This window comes from Roseobacter sp. (genome assembly GCF_039970775.1).
Classification (GTDB): Bacteria; Pseudomonadota; Alphaproteobacteria; order Rhodobacterales; family Rhodobacteraceae; genus Roseobacter.
In genome coordinates this window covers 1-14,857 of the sequence record NZ_JBDVLG010000020.1, presented here as the reverse complement: position 1 = coordinate 14,857, position 14,857 = coordinate 1, and the positions used below count along the sequence as shown (strand labels likewise).

16 protein-coding genes are annotated in these 14,857 nt (G+C 52.6%); 12 read left to right on the top strand and 4 right to left on the bottom strand.

The features are described 5' to 3' along the window. Nucleotides 1-9 precede the first annotated feature (9 nt). The gene (locus ABJH13_RS04180; RefSeq protein WP_348404960.1) at nt 10-1,014 is read right to left on the bottom strand and encodes an AAA family ATPase; all 1,005 of its coding nucleotides are present in this window, start codon (nt 1,012-1,014) and stop codon (nt 10-12) included. Nucleotides 1,015-1,677: 663 nt separating this feature from the next. On the opposite strand from ABJH13_RS04180, the gene ABJH13_RS04175 reads away from it, so the two are divergent. Beyond that, on the top strand, nt 1,678-3,333 hold the full coding sequence (locus ABJH13_RS04175) for a hypothetical protein (protein WP_348404959.1): 1,656 nt from the start codon (nt 1,678-1,680) through the stop codon (nt 3,331-3,333). Between the two features lie 247 nt (nt 3,334-3,580). Here the strand turns inward: ABJH13_RS04175 and ABJH13_RS04170 are convergent, their stop codons facing one another. Together ABJH13_RS04170 and ABJH13_RS04165 are read right to left on the bottom strand one after the other, a co-directional pair. Next, on the bottom strand, nt 3,581-4,273 hold the full coding sequence (locus ABJH13_RS04170; RefSeq protein ID WP_348404958.1) for a pentapeptide repeat-containing protein: 693 nt from the start codon (nt 4,271-4,273) through the stop codon (nt 3,581-3,583). 19 nt (nt 4,274-4,292) lie between these two features. Further along, a complete protein-coding gene (locus ABJH13_RS04165; RefSeq protein ID WP_348404957.1) occupies nt 4,293-5,318 on the bottom strand; it encodes a hypothetical protein in 1,026 nt (341 codons plus the stop codon). Nucleotides 5,319-5,983: 665 nt separating this feature from the next. On the opposite strand from ABJH13_RS04165, the gene ABJH13_RS04160 reads away from it, so the two are divergent. From ABJH13_RS04160 to ABJH13_RS04130, 7 genes are all read left to right on the top strand, one after another. Further along, nucleotides 5,984-6,559 carry a hypothetical protein gene (locus tag ABJH13_RS04160; RefSeq protein WP_348404956.1) on the top strand — a complete coding sequence of 192 codons (576 nt, stop codon included), beginning with the start codon at nt 5,984-5,986 and terminating at the stop codon, nt 6,557-6,559. A 476-nt stretch (nt 6,560-7,035) separates the two neighbouring features. After that, nucleotides 7,036-8,070, top strand: coding sequence for a hypothetical protein (locus tag ABJH13_RS04155; RefSeq protein WP_348404955.1), 1,035 nt, complete (start codon nt 7,036-7,038; stop codon nt 8,068-8,070). A gap of 17 nt (nt 8,071-8,087) precedes the next feature. Next, nucleotides 8,088-9,284, top strand: a complete 1,197-nt coding sequence (locus ABJH13_RS04150) for a hypothetical protein (RefSeq protein WP_348404954.1) — start codon at nt 8,088-8,090, stop codon at nt 9,282-9,284. A 176-nt stretch (nt 9,285-9,460) separates the two neighbouring features. Then, the gene (locus tag ABJH13_RS04145; RefSeq protein ID WP_348404953.1) at nt 9,461-10,030 is read left to right on the top strand and encodes a D-Ala-D-Ala carboxypeptidase family metallohydrolase; all 570 of its coding nucleotides are present in this window, start codon (nt 9,461-9,463) and stop codon (nt 10,028-10,030) included. 81 nt (nt 10,031-10,111) lie between these two features. After that, entirely contained in the window at nt 10,112-10,417 is a 306-nt protein-coding gene (locus ABJH13_RS04140; protein ID WP_348404952.1) for a hypothetical protein, read from the top strand. A gap of 155 nt (nt 10,418-10,572) precedes the next feature. Next, a complete protein-coding gene (locus ABJH13_RS04135) occupies nt 10,573-11,832 on the top strand; it encodes a TraM recognition domain-containing protein (protein WP_348404951.1) in 1,260 nt (419 codons plus the stop codon). Continuing rightward, a complete protein-coding gene (locus tag ABJH13_RS04130) occupies nt 11,829-12,065 on the top strand; it encodes a hypothetical protein (protein WP_348404950.1) in 237 nt (78 codons plus the stop codon). Before ABJH13_RS04135 ends, ABJH13_RS04130 begins: the two co-directional genes overlap by 4 nt. Here the strand turns inward: ABJH13_RS04130 and ABJH13_RS04125 are convergent. Next, nucleotides 12,062-12,385 carry a hypothetical protein gene (locus tag ABJH13_RS04125; protein ID WP_348404949.1) on the bottom strand — a complete coding sequence of 108 codons (324 nt, stop codon included), beginning with the start codon at nt 12,383-12,385 and terminating at the stop codon, nt 12,062-12,064. The two genes, ABJH13_RS04130 and ABJH13_RS04125, sit on opposite strands and share 4 nt — an antisense overlap. Between ABJH13_RS04125 and ABJH13_RS04120 the strand changes: the two genes are divergently transcribed. From ABJH13_RS04120 to ABJH13_RS04105, 4 genes are all read left to right on the top strand, one after another. Beyond that, nucleotides 12,384-12,917 (top strand): hypothetical protein, encoded by a 534-nt coding sequence (locus ABJH13_RS04120; protein WP_348404948.1) that lies wholly within the window; start codon nt 12,384-12,386, stop codon nt 12,915-12,917. The genes ABJH13_RS04125 and ABJH13_RS04120 overlap by 2 nt on opposite strands. 11 nt (nt 12,918-12,928) lie before the next feature. Next, entirely contained in the window at nt 12,929-13,528 is a 600-nt protein-coding gene (locus tag ABJH13_RS04115; RefSeq protein ID WP_348404947.1) for a hypothetical protein, read from the top strand. A gap of 109 nt (nt 13,529-13,637) precedes the next feature. Continuing rightward, nucleotides 13,638-13,916 carry a hypothetical protein gene (locus ABJH13_RS04110; RefSeq protein WP_348404946.1) on the top strand — a complete coding sequence of 93 codons (279 nt, stop codon included), beginning with the start codon at nt 13,638-13,640 and terminating at the stop codon, nt 13,914-13,916. Then, nucleotides 13,913-14,845, top strand: coding sequence for a recombinase family protein (locus ABJH13_RS04105; protein ID WP_348404945.1), 933 nt, complete (start codon nt 13,913-13,915; stop codon nt 14,843-14,845). Before ABJH13_RS04110 ends, ABJH13_RS04105 begins: the two co-directional genes overlap by 4 nt. The last annotated feature ends 12 nt before the right edge of the window (nt 14,846-14,857 follow it).

Genomic DNA, 14,857 nt, shown 5'->3' with positions numbered 1-14,857 from the left:
TTGCTACTCTTAAGAGTTTATATTCACCGCTCCAAATGCGTCACGCATCGCCTTGCGGTCATCGAGGCGGTGTAAAATGTCGTCGGTTGTCACTTTATTGCGCTCATTCAGAATAGCGGTCTTCACCGCTTCTTCGATTGCGCGCGCAATTTCGGACTGGCTGAAGCCTTGAGCAGATCCAATAATTTTCTTCCAAGCCAAATTGGGGTACTTCATTGGCCGCAAATTCGCTTTGATAATCGCTTTGATCTCGTCGTCCGATGGTGGTTGAAACTCTAAGACCAAATCAAATCTGCGCAACAATGCCGGATCTAAAAGATCTGGATAGTTCGTAGCGCCAACAATCAAACTGTCAGTGCCATTCGGCTCCTCCATAAACTGCAAAAATGAGTTGAGTACTCTACGCATCTCGGCAACATCGTTTTTGGCACCGCGATGACCGCCCAATGCATCAAACTCGTCAAAAAGGTATACACCCCTGTGCCGCGCAGTTTCATCAAAAGCCAGTCGAAGCTTCGCTGCCGTTTCACCCATATATCGGGTGATTAGGCTTTCGAGGCGGATAACAAACAAGGGCAAACGCAAAGCCCCTGCCAACGCTTCAGCGGTCATCGTCTTGCCAGAGCCAGGAGGACCAACGAACAACACGCGTCTACTTGGCGTCTTCCCATGTTCGCGCAACCAATCACGCTTATTCTGCTGTAGCACGACGTCATCAATACGAGTTCTCAACTTCGAGTTGAGCATGACATTGTCCAGATCGTGCTCAAAGCTGCGCAGTTCAATAAGGTCCGCGAGATCCCCCCGGGGCGATGCAAACGGGACGGCGACCGATGCACCTTTGCCGGACAACTCACGGGCCTTTTCAACGGCAGATCGCAGCTGCTCTGCAGTCGAACGTCGTCCTGATCGTGCTTCAGAGGCTGCGACTTGGAGAGCAATTGCATAAAATTGCTCATCGTCGCCATCGGCCCGGCTTTCAAGCATCGCGAGGATTTGCTTTGTGTTAGACATGCGACCCCCTCACTAAATGCTCTAAGTCGGTCAAAACCTATTTTGTTTCAAAGGCCTAATTTCTGCACCTTTGTATTTTCTTAAATGTAGTGTCGCAAAATAATTGCCCCTTGTCGACGGAAATCGCCTTGTTTTAAAGGCGATACATGCATTCTATTTTTCCGCGAGTTGCGAGATCGACCAACCCCGGATTTTGCGCTCGCAGCGAATGGTAGCAATGCGGGATGCGACCGCAGCATGGAAAGTGACTATATGGAAAGTGACTATCGAGTGCCCGCAATGGGGGCCGTTCTCGTCAAGCCGCCACTGCACTTTCGGGGGGATGCAACGGGGTTAACCCCTTGCCAAGATCGTTTTGGTATTACCAGAACACAGCTTGCCATCGTATTGTTCCCATCGTATTGTTCTGTATGAATAATCTTGAGGCAAGCAGTGGTTCTTATTGTGGGGCTTCAGCACAAAGCTCGCCATCGTATTTCTCGCCACACCTGCCCCAAAGATGGTGGAAACTGTCGACACACTTTATATCTCCTCCGAGCCGCATCACCGGGCTCTTAACATTTGGTATATTGCTGATGATTTCACCAATATGATACGATGCGCAAGGCAACAGAGATATCTAATACTGACAGCAATTTAGTGCGCATTCTAGTAGGATTAGTGATGAGTAACATCGAAGTTCAAAACACCGAACATCTCCAGTTGACTAATCTGCGATTGAAGTGGCTTAGCAGGCACGACTACTCTCTCGCGATCTTTCTTGTGATTGCGTCGTTTGCAATAACGCCTTTAGCAACGCTTTTTCTTCCAGTGCTTTTGCTTGTATACCTCATGATATCCTTCGAGGGTTTCGAGAAGGAAACTGAGCAAAAAATTAGGAAACACGCAAACCTAAGCAGGAGAATTTTTCTCCGTCAGTCCTTGAATACTGACCCTTGGATATTTTCAATTCCATACTTTTCGGTGTTGTTTTTACCAAAGGAATTCTTCGACAAAACCAATTCTAGCACTGTGGAAGTTGCACTGCGCCACGAGCTCATACACCATAAGCGCCACGATGGAGCACTTTTGGTTTGGTTTATTGCGACAAGTGCATTGCTGTTAATTGGATCGAGCCTAAATATAATCGCTTTGGCGAACGAATCCAAAGAACTCTACAATACGGTTAACACAGGCCACAATATATCGAAAGCTGACACCGCTTTTTGGATAGCACTAGGAGTAATCACTTGCTCAGGGGCACCATTGGGGTTGGAGAAGATAGGTTTAGTAAGGTTAAATACCAATGCGAAAAAAGTACTGACCGAAATTCTAATCTTTGCTGGCGGTGGATCTTTCTCTCAGTGGTTATTAAGGGAGTACGGCTTTTTATCAGACATGGCTGCACCGCTAAATAACCAAGCTTCGACGGAACAACTTTACCACACGTCCTGGTTTTGGACCGTTTCGATGGTAGTGCTTTTTAGCATCGCGCTAGCTATGGCCTTCAAAGTTATTCATCGGACTGAGTTCGTAGCAGATAACCTCGCCGCCCAAGAAAACTATGAAGATATCTTGGCGCAACTAGATCAGCAACAAAATAGCAAAATAAAGCACAACGCAAAAAACGGACTGGTAAAAGTTTTCAATTTCTTGGCGCACCCGAGTAATTCAGAACGCGCGAAGATGCTCAAAAGTAACTCCGGTCAATATACCACATATGACTTTGGATACGCATTTGTTTGGGCGTTCGCTGCTGGCTTGTGTATCCTATTTGCTTTTTTTGACGGGTATTCGACTTGGGGTTCTTGGGCCGTTGTGTTTGCAGACATTTCAGCATTTCTAGGTTGCATCATTTTCCTTCAATGCTGCGCGATATCTATCTCTGATATTCTTTTTGCGAACCAAACCTTCAGCTTTCTAAAGTCTTTACTGCTCACGTTGAGCTACATTCTAGGGTTTTCGGCATCGGTCACTTTGGTGTTATTTGTCGATTATTCTGTCTACCCTCAAGAAGGCTTGTCACTGACTGTTTACATTGGGATCGCGGTGATCACTGGAGCAGTTGCTCTAATCTTAATTTTTTTAAGTTGTTTGATATTTTCGCTTCTTAAGAGCAAAGCAGTACTGGTACGCTTACCAGCGCTTCTTGCCGGACCTTTGGCCTTTCTATGTGGATACACAATACATCCTGACACAATTTTTAGTACAAACCCAACGCTAGCAGTTCTTCTCACGTTTGGTATAGCGTCAGTTAGTATCGTTGTAATAAGTGTAATTTTGATCATCTTGCTTGTTGTGTTTAGAAGGGCAAGTAGCATTATTTCCTCTGCCTTTTAGAAAACGTAAATCTGTAAGGGCAATGTTTCAAAGCCCTGCGATTGACACCCATTCCATTAGCTCACGACTGATATATTCTGGACCATAGGTCTGCATCATCGCCCCGGCGCGACAGATATCGCTCCGTAGATCAACCTGTGGCACATCACACGCGCGTCGAGCGCTTGAGCAATTTGAAGGCTCCACGCACGCCGCGTCGGCCCAAACTGAAACTGTGGAACATAAAATCCAAACCCGCAAATTATCGTTATGAATGAGGGAGACTCAGGGAGCAGGTCAGATCGATTAAGGCGTTCAAATCCCAAACTTCTAGAGTAACATCAATAATGTCGCTAAAGTCTTCCATGATTGCGGCCAAAGAATCTAAAGTTTCGAATACCTCGGTGTCCGATTCAGAAAGATCTATCTGAACATCAACTATTGGGGCTAAACCAAACCCTAGAAAAGATGCCATGCCGCTTGTTATATTTAATTCAACGATGCCTTCAAGAGCAACAAACCTTTCGTCTAGATTCTTTTTTACTATGGAATTTAAGGGGGCAGCGCTTTCGGATGAGAACTTGATGAATCGCGTAGCTTGCGTCCTTAAGTTTTTTGACTCCGTTATGTTTCCATTTGCGCTAATTGTGGCAAGTGATTTCAAGAAGCGCCCTTGCGCTTTAGACTCATATGCTTCGACTCGATCAAGAATTCTTACAACACCCTTTGGTAGGGTCGAGTTTTCAAAGTTACAATTTACGAGTTTTGCGCCTGAGAAATCGAAATGAGACAGTTCTATACCTTCAAAGTTCATGCCCGATAAATCCGCATATTTGAAGTCGTTGGAAGGGTCTAAAGACAGAATATCGACAGCCTTTGCGAAGTCCAGATCGTCGCAAAGCTCAAGCGCTTCGATGTTTTCGCGATCTTCAATGGACAGGCAATCAAAGGGGTTTTTCAATTTTGGCAGGTCCATTGGTCTACTGATGAATACTCGCTTGGCAAATCTGTATCTCCCGTTTCATCGCATTAAGTGACCTCTTATTTAGTAGCACACAGATCAGTTTGTTGATCAGGTTGATGCGTTCTTCCTCACTCTCTTCCTCAGCCCTGTTCGTGGCAGTGTTTATCGATTTCACATCGAGATGGTAGCGCATTACCTCCGCCTCTATTTGGACGATAGCTTCCGCACCGGCTTTTGGCGCGACAATACAGATTACATCAGAAATCGCGTTTCCGTTGAGAAGCCCAAAATCATCTTTTGGCCCCCGCGCGGTATATCGGCCTTGATTATTATCCGTTATGTATTCCGGTAGTTCCCGCCGACTACTCTGATAAAATTTCTTAACATCAAAATTCACAGGCAAAATTTGGAACCTGGCCTGTGTGGTGCCGTAGGCATAATAGCGCCCTCCAATCTCTTGCTCGAAGACGTCGAAAGTTAGATCCATAGATAGCTCACGGTCAGAGCTATTGGTCGGCATCTGCGTCCAACTAAGACCGGAAACCTCAACCAATGATCTACCTTTATTCTCTTCGTGCAACACTTCCGCACTGTGCAAGTCGGTTTCTTCTATGAACTCGCAGATTTTGCCAAATTTTTCTTCTGAGGGTTCGCCAAACGCCCGGTAATCGAGGTGTTTTGCAAATTTTTGGGCCCGTAGATCAGGGGTAGCGTGAAGAGCCTGATGAACAACTGCAGCAAAATGTAGTGCAGACCCCTCCTTTAACTTTTCGATGTTGTCTCTTCGGATGTTTTTTACTCGCTTCCATAAACGGCTCTCCTCGTCCTTAGCTTCTTTCGGTTCAAGCGCGCTAATCCAGTTTTGCCACCATATGTCTTGCGGTCCATCGAGTTGCAGGTCGAAGTTTTGATTTCTGTACCAAAACGCGCAACATCTAGCCGACATCTTATATCTGTATTTGAGGTCTGCGTCTTCCAGTCGCGTCGAGTATCTGACTGCCTCATAGAACTTCGCATACGGGAAGATAAGTCGGGTTTTCATTTGCTCTCCACAAAAAGGCTAAGCCCACTGTGGCAAAAGACTTTCTATGGTTCAAGATCGTTTGGCCGATCAAACGGCTCTGTGAGTTCTTTGGTGCCAAGAACTGTACCTGAACTCATCTGACGATCAACAATAAACGGTCCATGTACATTAGGTCGGGGTTGATCATGTAGACGATAGAACTCTCGTTGCATGTCGTCGTCTGGATAAAAGGTGATTGACGATGGTTCGCCAGAGTCAGCGTGCTCTATACCATTGTGGTGCCATTCGAAGGTGCGTGGCCTGCCTTGGCTGTCAAAAATTGCATGGGAAGGTTCGCCGCTGGGCGGACTATGCAGGTTTGCGCCCAACCGCACCTGCCGCACCCGTATAACGCCCGTCTCGTCATCGTATATCTCTCTGATGTTATACTGCGTTTGTCCTTCGCCAGGTCTTGAGTCAATCACACATCCACACTAGCACGATTCACAAAAAAATCAATAAAAACAAAGTATTGTAATTTTTCCCGGGTTTCTGCGGGTTTCCGGCGATTTCCGCAGCCGCACGGAATTACAAGCTGACCAAACTCTGCCACACCATTGGATGTTGAGGCATTCGCCGCAACCAGATGGGCCCATCTGACTGTCTAGGAGTTGCGCTTCTCCGCAGTGCCAAGGAGATAAAACATGGCACAGCCGGAAACTGGCATTGATGTAGCCGATTGTAAATTGGCTTTGTTTGAACAAGCGATAGAGGAGAGAAAGGTAATGCTACCGGATGATCGGCTTGTCGACATTCAACCAAAGTCGATCGCCTTGAGCTATGATGGCGATGTGTGGTGCGACGACTTCGACAGCATCATTGAGCCGGATTACGACCAAAGCACTGCGATGTTTGTCGAGACCGTCGTCAATGCCGGACTTTGCCGCACTTCCGGATCCGCACGGTTCAACTTCATCCTGCGGAACCTAGATCTCAAGCGCTCGACAGGCGATTTGTTTGATTGGGACTGTATCCTTATTGACCGCCGCGCTTCTTCTCGAGATTGGCGCAAAGAAAAGACGATCTGCGATGCTTTCTCGAAGTATCCACGACGGGACATGAACCGCCTTAAAGAAAAGATCAGAAAGCCACGATCAAACGAACTGTGCATGAGCGAAAACGATCAATTGCTTTGGCGGGTTTGCTACCTTTCTTTGGCCCGCAAGGTCTTTCTGGCCAGAGCCGGTTACCCGGAATTCTGCGATCAGGCTGTTTTGTAACCGCCCAATAGTCGCCCACTGCGTTGCCCCTGTCGCGCTTTCCGATGGGGGTAGCATTTTTGGGGAGAATCTCGAGATGCTCGAATATGTGAAACCACTCTTAGCCCTTTTTCTCGCAACCTTGGCGTCTTTGGTAGGCACAGTCTGCCCCCGCTTGGCTTCAGATCATACTCTCCTGTGGCTTGCTATACTCGGCGGTTCATTTCGGTCGTTGAGTGGCGCAGCGTTTGTTTTGGCTGCCGCATTTGAGGGCGTTGAGTTCGGCATCGCCGTTTGGGGAGAGTCTGCCAACCCAAGGAAAATGATTGCGTTATCATTGCTTGTAGTCTCGGTCCTCATCCTTGCCTGGCCAACGAGCAAATTCTGATCTGGACATAATCCGCCCAAAGTGTGCCTTGTGCTAGCCCATTCCTCCCTTCCAGACCTGTTCAAAAGATAAGAGCCGCAATGATGCGGTGATCAATCTGGAGGGTTCCATGAAACGATCCAAGAAAACCAAATCAGGGATCAAAGGCCCTGGCTTTTTGCGCCGCAAGGAAATCGACGAGGCCATCAAAACCTGGCGTCCGGAGATCATGAATGCGGTGCTGCGCATCGCGGATGCAAAGGAGGCTGCCAAGCGTCTGGAGGCTTTGACGACCAGTGCCTACTGGGCTGTGCTCGGCGCAGACCGCGCTGCAGCGCAAGTTGAGCGCGATGACATTCAAGTGGAGATCAACCGCGTATCGGCAGCCAAAGATCAAACCTGGGCGCAGCTGCAAGACTGCCCAGAGGTCCTGCCAGCAGCAGCGGTGCGCCACGGCACTGACAGTGCTGAAGGCTATAGCGAGACCCCATTCTGGTCTTATCAACTGCGACATAAGCTTGGCGTCATCACCTTGGCACCGCTCCTTGGTGTGGCGCTCACGGCGTCCTGGCTTTCGGCGCACGCCAATCTTGTTGGGTCACAGCTCGACGTTTTCCTTCAAAATCCAGTTTTGGCTTGGAGCATGGCTGCGATCGCGCCAATGGCCTCGGTCGCGCTGAAGACAATGTATGCACATCTCAGCTCAGATCGTGCGCGCAAACGCTATAAAACACTTTTGTTGGTCAGCACATCGGTTTCGATCCTGGCTTGGGCGGTACTGTTCGCGCTGGTCTACAAAGGTTTGGGTACGGATTTTGACGTTGGTGTGCTGTTCGCCGAACCGACGCTCTGGGGCAGCCTGAAACAAACAGCCTTCGTCGTGGTGACCCTCACAACGGAAATCTTCACAGGCGGCGTCATCGCGCTCCGAATTTCTCAGATCCAAGATTTGTATGCTGCCAATGGCGAGGTCCCCAACAGCGCGCGTCGCTACCTTGAGCGCCAGTGGGCTGACCTGAAGGCAGAGCTGGCGGCGCTCAAAACCCGTTTGGGCGAGGTTGAGGGCTTTCTGGCGACCCTCGATCACGCGCTTGAGGCGGAGATCACGCTGGCCCGCATCTCCCACGATGCGCGTCGCGCGCAAAACGACACCCCAATCATCTAATCATGAAAGGAAATCTCATGTTTCGAACATCTTTATCCCAATGCGCCGCTGCTGCTCTCCTGAGCGCTTCGGTACTAGCTTCAGGCGCTGCGGACGCACGCGAGACCATCATCGCGTTTTCCACCGCCTTGCCCAAGGCAGAACTGCAAGACCAGGTGGAGCAGTCCATTGGTCATCTACTGGCCACGCTTGAGCCTGGGCAGCACGCCCGGATTCTCGATGCAACCAGCCTTGCGCTTGTCGCTGAGGTCGAGATGCCAAAAGGGTCAGAGCCTGTCTCACCCCGACGCGCGCTCCAGCACAACCGCAAAGCTGTTGCGAAAGTGGGTCGTTTTTTGGACCGTGCGGCAACCAATGCCGAACACCCCGGCGCAATCGATATCCCCGGGCTGTTGCGGTTTGTGCGTACCCACTACCCGGCTCCAGAAGAAGGTGCAGACCTGATCATCTTTGGTCATCCGGTCTTCGCCCCTGTGAACGCACCCTCTCAGTCCATGGTTGGGGATCGCGTGCCGTCCGATGGATTAGTGGCTGCGGGGCCTGACACGTCTCTCTATGGCACGAGTGCACTTTCTGGCAGCCTGGAGGGGTATGACGTCTACTTCGGTTGGAGCGCGTCGGATTGGCCCGTTTCCCCGGCACATCGCTATGCTGTAGAGCGGCTTTGGAGCATCACGGTCGAAGGCCATGGCGCGTCCATGACTTACCAGGCACCAGCAGAAGATGCGGCAGGACGTGCCACGCTCTTCGATCTGGCTGGGGAGGACGCCCCTGATCGACGCCATAGCAAACCGCTTGATCCAGCAGCACCGCAGAACATGCACGTGTTCAATCCAGATACGGGGCAAGACTGGGAATCGGAAGCCGAAAGCGCTGGAGTGCCGACGAACCCGGCACAGAAGATTACGCCGAACGGCGTGGAAGTTGACATCTTTTCTCTCTTCGCCTCTGAACCACATCCACGCCTCGGCGGCGTCGAGGTGACTACCGGGATCCAGTATGTGCCGCAGGATTACCCTGACCGCTATCTGAACGCGTGGTGCTACTTCCTTGTTCAGCACGACGGAAGCCAGCACCGCATCAGGCTCGGCAACAAGGACTGGGGCGCACCGGTTGTCGCAGCCGACGTCCCTTCTCGCGCCCGGCGCGCGGCTGGCGTCACACGTGACGACATCAGCGCCGGACGGACGGCGTGTCAGTGGCCTACACCCTGACGTCCAGTACCAGCCTTGAAGAAGAGCGCCTTTGGGCGCTCTTTTTTATTTAATTGCAGAAAGTTACGCGATCTTAATCCGCCCAGTAACAGCCCGCTGGCGGCCCATCTCATACAGCAAAACCCTTCAGCCTTGATCTCAGAAACAGCCAACCGGCTCACAACTGGAGATCAAAAATGAAACGTAGAGAATTTATTGCGGGAGCTTCCCTTACGGCCCTGACAGCAGTCACGGCACAAGCGGATAGCGGGTTCTATCGCGGCTACCCGGATCAGATCACAGGTTGGACGGCCAAGCACTTCACGCCGCGCGAATTTGCCAGCAAGGGCAATGGCTACGTCTCCGTCAGCAAGAAGATGATCACTGCGTTGGACCGCGTCCGCGCCGCCGTTGGCCACCCGATCCGTATCACCTCCGGCTACCGTGATCCTGCGCATAATGCCCGCGTCGGCGGCGCAAAACATTCGCGTCACCTGATCTCCGATGCGGTGGATATCAACCTCCACGGCCTTTCCTCCCTGCAGCGCCATGCGTTGACGTGGCACCTCTTGGCCGAGGGCTTCACAAGCTTCGGAACGTACTCCCGTCATGGGTTCATGCATGCGGATATGCGCCCTCACGCACGCATCTGGCACGTCGGCACCGGCACGCATCCCGCGTGGTTCCGTCAGGCGCTGTCGGACTGGGGATGGCAGCGGGATCGCGGGGCGACGCGCACCCCTCGGATCCGTTTTGCCCAAAAATGACAAACCGCCCGCATCCCGCCCTTTGGCGCGGGATGCGGGCTCTATCCTGCGCGATATGCGCAGGACGAAAGGAACATAGAAATGTCCGAGAAACCGAAGCTCCCAAGCTGGGCTACATTCAACCTGCTGTGTCTCAATGCCTGCATCGGCTTTGGCGGAGCATGGCTGTTCTGGCAGATGGCCGTGCCCGGCTTTGAGTTGTTCCTATACATCGCGGGCTGCTGGGCGCTTGGCGGATTGATCTGCGCGGTCAAAGCCATTTGGCACCTGTACCGGATCATTCGACATGAACGCATGATGGCTGCGCTCAAAGCCCAAGGCGTTGATCCCAAAGCCGATCCGACCGCCACACTCGAGATCCTACGCGAAAAGGGCCTGCTCAAATGATGCGGTGGGCCAAACAGAAAGTGCCGGGGCCAATTGATCCTGAGGGTCGACGGTTACTAGGCCTGACACTTGAGGGTGATGAGCCAATTTGGGCACCAAAGGGTCATTCTATCATCTACGCCCCAAATGGTTCGGGCAAAAGCACCAGAGTCGCGATGACTGGTCTGTTCTCGTTCGTAGCATCCGAGCCTGAGAAGGCGGTTTTTGTATCAGACCCCAAGGACGGCGAACTCGCGGCTCAAGCGATCCCTATGCTCCACGCCATGGGTAGAAAAGTTGCGTTGATCGATGATTTTGGCGTGCGACCGGAATTGGCCGCGTACCGTATTGAGTTGAATGCGTTTGGATCTACGGCATCAGCATATCTGCGCGACCCAAGCCTCCTGATCTACGTCAACGAGATGGTCTCACATTCGTTGATAGAAGAACCGCCCGATCAAGACATGCGCAACTTCTACTATCGACATTCGCCTCGAACACTCATCGAATTTGCCAACTCTGTATCCCTCAAGCGCGACCCAAATTTAGCAGCGCCCGGGGCCGTAGCCGCTCTTGTCTCTGATTTAGACATGCTCACGACCTATGCCGAAATTGAAGCGGAGGAAGGCGACCCCGCACTCAAAGCCGCTGCGCGTGGCGTTTTAGAGATGAGAAATCACGAACACTTCCAACAACACGTCGGCGAAGCCGCCAGAGCCCTACGTCACTTTGGCCCGGGTACAAAACTGCAAGATGCGGGTCGCGATGCGCAAATCTCACATGAAGATCTAATCCGCGAGGGTTATGTTGTATTCTTGGCAGGGCCACAGGCTCTCATGTCGAAGCTTGGCTCATACTATGCTCTCCACACCGGGGGCTTCGTTCAAGCTATTTACCGAAACATCGGTCCACTCCGCATCATTGGAGATGAGTTCACCAATAGCCCCCTCAAGTTGATGATCGAGGCCATCAGTACCGTTCGCGCTTTCGGCGGCGAGTATCATTTGATTGCCCAAAGCCACAGTGAGGTCCTCCGCAAATATGGCGAGCATCTTACCCAGACTGTCGAAGACAATTCCATCACAAAGCAATGGATCGGAGGCCTTGGCAGCTTCACAGAAGCGGATCGCATCTCCAAAGCCATGGGGGATCAGCACGCTCTTGCAACTGCGTTGAGTGGTGAAAACGGAAGCATCAAGACCAACACAAATCTCAGCCTCATTAAGCAGCGGCACATGACGGCGGCTGAGCTGATGTCGCTCCCGGCAGATCAGGCCGTCTGTCACGTGAAGGGCGTGGGGTTCTTTGTGCACCGTACACTGTCTCAAGCGAACCTGGCTCCATTCTGCTCCGAAATCACCGAGAACCCACTCGAAGGTGGACGGCTGCCGCCGGATCCTAAGATCACCCTGACAACACCCGGAGCAGCCACATGAAACATATCCTCTACATTCTATGGATTCTGCCCATCGCGGGCTTTTGGCTGGCGATCACCATTTGGGGCACGCCGCATGTCGTCGGCACCTACACCTACGCCGGATCGCGCTATTTGCAGCCCGCCGAACGCCACTACACAACCTGCACCTACTACGGCTGGACCGGTGCCATCACCGTGCCTGCCACTCATGCGAAATGCCCGTGGGTACGCTTCTTCAAGGCGAGTTCCTAATGGGTACGCCGCAGATATTGCGCGTCTTCGGGTTCAAAGAGCCGATCCTTCAGGCCAAAGCGTGCCCGCAGTTCCATCATCGCCATGCCTTTGAGGCAAAGGAGCACCGTTTCCGGGTTCACCTCGCCGTCTGCCATGACCTGATCATAGTGCGCCCGCTCGTCGTCCGTGAACACTTGCCAAGGTGCTACAGCGGTCCAAAAGCCTGCGTAATCGTAAGGGGCCAGCCATTCTTCTACGTCCTGAATGTCTTCAAAAACAACCATGGGGACAGTGTAGCAGATTGCACCCCATCCAGCAAATTTGAGCAGTAAAAACATGCATTTATCTACAGAACAAGCCGTGCGTGAGACCTATCGCCTCGCGCTTGAGCAGAACCTACGCAACAATGTCGTAACCCAACCTGAGTTTGATCGGTTCGCAGGGATACTGGAAGAGGCCGCGCACCGTATCGATGCAGAGAAAGACGCCTTCCGCGCGAACTATCACCAGCGTCTCGCAGAAGCGCGCGAGGTCGTCCTGCGCGAGCACACATCCCGAACTCTCGATCATCCAAAACCGGATTGGGTGGTGGATACGCCGCCGAACGCCGAAAAAATCGATCTGCTGGCCCGCAACCGGGTGCAGGCGGATCACGAGGCGCGGATCACCGCCATCCGCATTGATCAAACGGATCAATACAAGGACCTCCGGGATGTTTGTCAGGAGCGGGCGAAACGCGAAAGCCAAGAACGCGCCGCGCACGCCCGCGAAGTCCGTCCAACGCCTCTGCGTGACACCTTCGCCACCACCAATCAAATCTCGCCACACGAGGCGCAAACCAGAGGCCGCTCCGGCCCCTCCCGATCCTGAAAGGACAGATCATGATTATAGGCGACAAACTGCAAGCCGCCCGCGAGAGCTTCTCGGGCAAGAGCATGACCGAGACGCAGCTCATGCAGGCCATCGCAATCGCTGACATCATCCATGCCGAGATCCATTGCAGCGGTTCGTTCATCGAAAAACTCACCGATTATGCCCACGCCTTTGCCCGCAGCGAAAAGTTCGATGCAATGCGGGCCGAGAAGATGATCCGCGACGTCTATATCGCCACGCATGGCCAGTCGATGAACCAGACCCGCGAAGGGCTGGCGGCAGCGAAGGAGAATTTGTCGGTGATTGCCAAAACGCGGGCGTTGGACTGCGCGGAAAGCATCGGCGCGTTGATCGAAGCCGCCCCAACGCAGCCCTTCTACAGGGCCTACGACCGCGCGGCGGTGACGCTGTCGGGCGAATTCGGGATCACGCAGAACGCGGCAAAGGAGATGATGAAAGACGCCTTCAAGCGGCATTACGGGAAGGAACTCTATGCCCACGGCAAGGCGCTGGAAGAGAAATTCCATACGCCTGTGCGCGAAGCTGCCCGGCAGGCTCGAAACGCAGAGCAGCAGCCAGTTCGCAGTCAATCACAGTCCTACTCCTGATCCGTAACCATCTGGAAATAGGAAATAAATCCTAGACAGAACTCAAAATTTGAGCCACCATGTTCCGCCTATGTTCTCACAAAGGAGGAGCAAAACGAAAGGACCGCATATGAAAGACACGCCCCCAACACCGCCGCCACACCGCCCCAGCATCCATCTCAATTGGCAGGACTGGCTGCCCTATTTTGAGGCCAGCACCGCCTCCGAGGCCGAGAAACAACAAGTCATTGAAACCGTCTGGTCTATCGTCATGGTCTTTATCGACCTTGGCTGGGACATCGATACCGGCGAAAAAACTAGTGGAAAAGACCTCGATCTCACCACCACTTTGCGGGCTGCTGTGCTAAACTCACAAGACCCCGATGACAAAGAACAGGAGGCGGTATGAGCGCACAAAAAGCCATCATTTACGCGCGCGTGAGTGACGTGAAACAGGCCACCGAAGGCGACGGGCTTGGCTCGCAGGAAACGCGCTGCCGCCAGTATGCCGAAGCAAAGGGCTACGAGGTCGTCGTCGCATTTCCGGATACCATCACGGGCGGTATCGACTTTATGAAGCGCCCCGGCATGGTGGCGTTGCTGGCGTATCTAGATGCTCAGCCGGACGAAAACTTCGTCATCATCTTCGATGACCCCAAACGCTTTGCGCGCTCAACCCGGTTCCACATTGAACTTCGAGAGGCGCTGCGTCGTCGGGGGGCCACGATTGAATGTCTGAACTTCCGCTTCGACGACACGCCAGAGGGTGAGTTTTTTGAAACCATCGTGGCCGCGCAGGGCCAGCTTGAGCGCAAGCAGAACGGACGCCAATCCGCGCAAAAGATGAAGGCGCGAATGCAGAACGGATATTGGGTTCACAAAGCGGTTGTGGGCTACAAATACCAGCAAACGCGCGGGCGCGGGAAAGTTTTGATCCCGGATGCGCCGCTTGACGGGATCATCCGCGAGGCTTTTGAAGGTTTTGCGTCAGGCCGCTTCCGCACGCAGGCCGAGGTTCGCAGGTTTTTCAAGTCCTTCCCCGAATTTCCACGCAACAGCAAAGGCGACATTACACAGGAACGCGTGCATGAAATCTTTGTGCATCCGATTTACACGGGCCACATTTGTTCCGACCACTACGGCATCCACTGGCTCAAGGCGCAGCACGCGCCGCTGATTTCCATGGAGACCTTCGAGAAGGTTCAGGAGCGCAAAAATGGAGCCGCCTATCCCGGCGCCGCCAGAACATCGGTAATCACTTCGCCCTGCGCGGTGTCGTCGCCTGCGCCTGCGCCTGCGCCTGCTGTGGAGTTCCTTTTCGGTCGTCGTTCGCAATAGCTCAAAATGGCA